Source organism: Actinosynnema sp. (assembly GCF_052038725.1).
In genome coordinates this window covers 1-3,796 of the sequence record NZ_JBQGCX010000964.1, presented here as the reverse complement: position 1 = coordinate 3,796, position 3,796 = coordinate 1, and the positions used below count along the sequence as shown (strand labels likewise).

At 74.5% G+C, this 3,796-nt stretch carries 4 protein-coding genes and 1 pseudogene; all 5 read right to left on the bottom strand.

What is annotated here, in order from left to right; all coding sequences use genetic code 11:
- Positions 1-453 (bottom strand): annotated as a pseudogene (locus ACTUAL_RS20535) (hypothetical protein); the annotation flags it as partial.
- A gap of 147 nt (positions 454-600) precedes the next feature.
- Positions 601-1,065, bottom strand: coding sequence for a hypothetical protein (locus tag ACTUAL_RS20530; protein ID WP_440901385.1), 465 nt, complete (start codon positions 1,063-1,065; stop codon positions 601-603).
- Positions 1,065-1,916: an N-acetyl-1-D-myo-inositol-2-amino-2-deoxy-alpha-D-glucopyranoside deacetylase gene (gene mshB, locus ACTUAL_RS20525; RefSeq protein ID WP_096491520.1), complete on the bottom strand. Its 852-nt coding sequence runs from the start codon at positions 1,914-1,916 to the stop codon at positions 1,065-1,067. Before mshB ends, ACTUAL_RS20530 begins: the two co-directional genes overlap by 1 nt.
- Before the next feature lie 127 nt (positions 1,917-2,043).
- Complete coding sequence (locus ACTUAL_RS20520) at positions 2,044-3,093, bottom strand: ABC transporter ATP-binding protein (protein ID WP_096491519.1); 1,050 nt, start codon at positions 3,091-3,093, stop codon at positions 2,044-2,046.
- Positions 3,090-3,719, bottom strand: a complete 630-nt coding sequence (locus tag ACTUAL_RS20515; protein ID WP_440901384.1) for an oligopeptide/dipeptide ABC transporter ATP-binding protein — start codon at positions 3,717-3,719, stop codon at positions 3,090-3,092. Before ACTUAL_RS20515 ends, ACTUAL_RS20520 begins: the two co-directional genes overlap by 4 nt.
- Positions 3,720-3,796 lie beyond the last annotated feature (77 nt).

Genomic DNA, 3,796 nt, shown 5'->3' with positions numbered 1-3,796 from the left:
GAGCCTGCCGTCGACCTCGCGCTGGAACAGCACGTGCGCGATGAGCCGCACCCGGTCCTCGACCGAGTCGACGCCCCGCTCCCCCGCGAACGCCGCCAGCAGCAGCCCCTGCCCGGCCGCGCCGAGCGAGGACTGGATCGGCAGGCGGTCGGCCAGCGCGCCGCCGACGCCGGGGGCCGCCGCGAGCAGGGCGAGCAGCCTGCCGAGCCGGTTGGCCCACCAGTCGTCGCGCTGCTCGACGCCCATCGCCGCCCACGCCGCCGTGCCCGGCACCCGGAGCGCGGCCAACTGGTCCCGCAGCCGGTCGACGGCCCCGCGGTCCACGCCCGAGCCGATCTCGCGCTCGCGCAGCCCCAGCAGGTCCACGTCCCGCACCGCCGCCAGCACCGGCCCGGTGGCCCGGACGAACGGCCGGAGCGCCAGCACCACGTCCCGATCGGTTATGCCGCCCACGTCAACCTCCCCGCGCCCACCGCACCCGCCCGGCGGGCGCCGGACGAGCCCACACCCCAACGCCTACCCCCGAGCGCGCCCGCGAACCACCCGCCACGCGCCCGGCCCGGCACCCGGCGCCCGACGGCGGCCCGCCCCGGCGCACGCTCAGGCCGGGCGCCCCATGATCGCGCCCAGCGCGACCGCCCCCGGCAGCGCGCCCGCGCCGAACAGCGCCAGCGTGCGCCAGTCGTTGGCCAGCACGACGTCGCCGCCGGGCCCGAACACGCCCAGGACCAGCAGCACGCCCAGCCACACCAGCAGCGGCGACGCGGCGACCGACATCTTGCGCGAGCAGCTCGACGCCGCGATCACCAGCAGCGGCATCGACACCGCCGCCACCACCACCGAGATCGGGAACGGCCAGCCGCCCACGGCGGGCAGGAGGGTGCCGTCCAGGCGCAGCGGCAGGAAGAACAGCTCCAGCACCGCCAGCACGGCCGTCTGGACCAGCACCGCCGCGTGGGCCACCCGGTCGTCCAGGCCCATCCGGTCGCGGAGCTGCGGGCGCGCCGCCGTGCCGGGGGCGGCGCCGACGTCCGCGCCCCCGGTTGTCCGGTCGTCGGCCGCCATCAGCCGCCCAACCCGCCGAACAGGTCGTGCTCCGCGCCCGCCGCGGGCCCGCTCGCCAGCACGTAGTGCTCGTTCGGCAGCACCGGCTGGGCGATCCCGTTGGACAGCGCGTAGCTGGCCCCGCCCGCCCCGTCCTGCCACACCGTCACCTGCGTGGTGTGCGCGCGCAGCGCCCGCAGCTTGGCCATCAGGTGCTCGGACACGTCGATCGTGGTCGTGATGACCGCGTCGTCGACGGCGGGCAGCTCGCCGGGCTCGGGCAGCCGGAACGGCAGGTCCGCCAGCGCGGCCAGCTCGCGGGCGCCCGCCTCGGTCTCCTCGCGGGAGGTCACGGTGTGGAACAGCCGCTCCACCCCGCTCGACGCCGCGACGGCCGCCGCGGTGATCTCGTGCGCCCGGATGTGGTCGGGGTGCCCGTAGCCGCCGAACGCGTCGTAGGTCACCACGACCTGCGGCTTCACCGCGTTGATGATCGCGAGCAGCTCGTCGGCCTGCTCCTGGGCCGACCCGGCGACGAAGGCGCGCGGGTGGGCGTTGGCGGCGGTGCCGACCATGCCGGAGTCGCGCCAGCGGCCGTGGCCGCCGAGGAACCGGTGGTCGGTCACGCCGAGCGCGGCGCACGCGGCGCGCAGCTCGGCGACGCGGTAGCCGCCGAGCTGGTCGGCGGCGTCGGCGGCGAGTTCCCGCAGCGCGGGCGGGATGATCTCGCCCTCCTCGCCGAGGGTGCAGGTGACCACGGTGACCTGCACGCCGTCCGCCGCGCAGCGGGCGATCGTGCCGCCCGTCCACAGGCTCTCGTCGTCGGGGTGCGCGTGGACCAGCAGCAACCGGGGTGGGGCGGTGAGCGTCACCCGACCAGCGTAGAGGTTGCGGCGGGGCAGGCCGGGGAGGCGGGCCAGTGCTCTCCCCGAGCACGACAGCGCCCGCGCGGGGCGAGGACCCCGCGCGGGCGCTGAAGACCTGTCGGCGGACCGCCGACTAGCCGACGATCATCGGCTTGACCTCGGCGAAGTGGCACGCGGACAGGGTCTGGCTGCCCGCCCTGCGCTCCAGCTTCGGCTCCTCGGTCGCGCAGATGTCCTGCGCCTTCCAGCACCGGGTGCGGAACCGGCAGCCCGACGGCGGGTTCACCGGGGACGGCACGTCGCCGGTGAGCACGATCCGCTGGCGCCTGCGCTCCAGCTTCGGGTCCGGCACCGGCACGGCCGACAGCAGCGCCTGCGTGTACGGGTGCGTCGGCTTGCTGTAGATCTCCTCGCGGTCGCCGATCTCGACGATCTTGCCGAGGTACATCACGGCGACCCGGTCGGAGATGTGCCGCACCACGGACAGGTCGTGCGCCACGAACAGGTAGGCCAGGCCGAGGCGCTCCTGGAGCTCCTCCAGCAGGTTGACCACGCCGGCCTGCACGGACACGTCCAGCGCGGACACCGGCTCGTCCAGCACGATCAGCTTCGGGTTCAGCGCGAGCGCGCGGGCGATGCCGATGCGCTGGCGCTGGCCGCCGGAGAACTCGTGGGCGTAGCGGTTGCGGTGCTCCGGGTTGAGGCCGACCAGCTCCATGAGCTCGTTGACCCGCTGCTGCACGCTGCGGCCCTCGCCGCCGTCCACGCCGTGGATCTTGAACGGCTCGGAGATGAGCTCGTTGATCTGCCAGCGCGGGTTCAGCGACGCGTACGGGTCCTGGAACACGATCTGCATGTCCCGGCGCACGCCGCGCAGCTGGCCGCCCTTGAGCTTGGTCAGCTCGCGGCCCTCGAACTTCACCGAGCCCGAGGTGGGCTTGTGCAGCTGGAGGATGGCGCGACCGGTGGTGGACTTGCCGCAGCCGGACTCGCCGACCAGGCCGAGCGTCTCGCCCGCGTGCAGGTCGAAGGTGACGCCGGAGACGGCCTGCACCTGCCCGACCGTGCGGGGGATGATGCCGCCGCCGCGCACGGGGAAGGCCTTGACCAGGTCCTTGACCTCCAGCAGCGGGGTGCGGCTCGCGCCGGGCTGCCGGGCGGGGGTGTCGGTCGAGGTGCTCATGAGGTCGGGTTCTCCCCTTCGTGCAGGCGCGCCTCGACCGCGGTGGCGTCCTCGATGACGGGGATGCCGGGATTCGCGGCGGTCAGTGCGGCCGGGTTCTCCACGACGCCGATCTCCTCCGTGGCGAACAGCCGCTGGGGGTTCGGGATGGTCGCGAGGTGGGCGGAGCGGTGGCAGCGGGCGAAGTGGTTCGCCCGGTCGGTCTCCAGCAGCAGGGGCTCGGTCTCCCGGCACTGGTCGACCGCGAGCGGGCAGCGCGGCGAGAACGGGCAGCCCTTGGGCAGGTTCATCAGCGACGGCGGCGTGCCCTTGATGGGCGTGAGCCGCCTGCCGAGCATCTGCGGGTTCGGGATGGAGCCGATGAGGCCGACGGTGTAGGGCATCCGCTGGGCCTCGAAGACCTCGTCCACGCCGCCCTGCTCGACGACCGTGCCGCCGTACATGACCTGCACGCGGTCGACCATGCCCGCCACGACGCCGAGGTCGTGGGTGATGATCATGATGCCCGCGTTCGTCTCGTCCCGGATGCGCAGCAGCGTGTCCAGGATCTGCGCCTGCACGGTGACGTCCAGTGCGGTGGTCGGCTCGTCCGCGATGATCACGTCCGGGTCGTTGTTGATCGCCAAAGCGGTCAAAAACCGCGGCCGCAAGCCCCCGGCGAAAACGGGCGGGGGAAGCGGGGCGCGCCGGGCGGGCGGCGGGC

What these genes read in the sequence shown, in the direction of transcription:
- ACTUAL_RS20520 (WP_096491519.1), bottom strand. Translation starts at nt 3,093, where the DNA reads ATGAGCACCTCGACCGACACCCCCGCCCGGCAGCCCGGCGCGAGCCGC.
- ACTUAL_RS20530 (WP_440901385.1), bottom strand. Translation starts at nt 1,065, where the DNA reads ATGGCGGCCGACGACCGGACAACCGGGGGCGCGGACGTCGGCGCCGCC.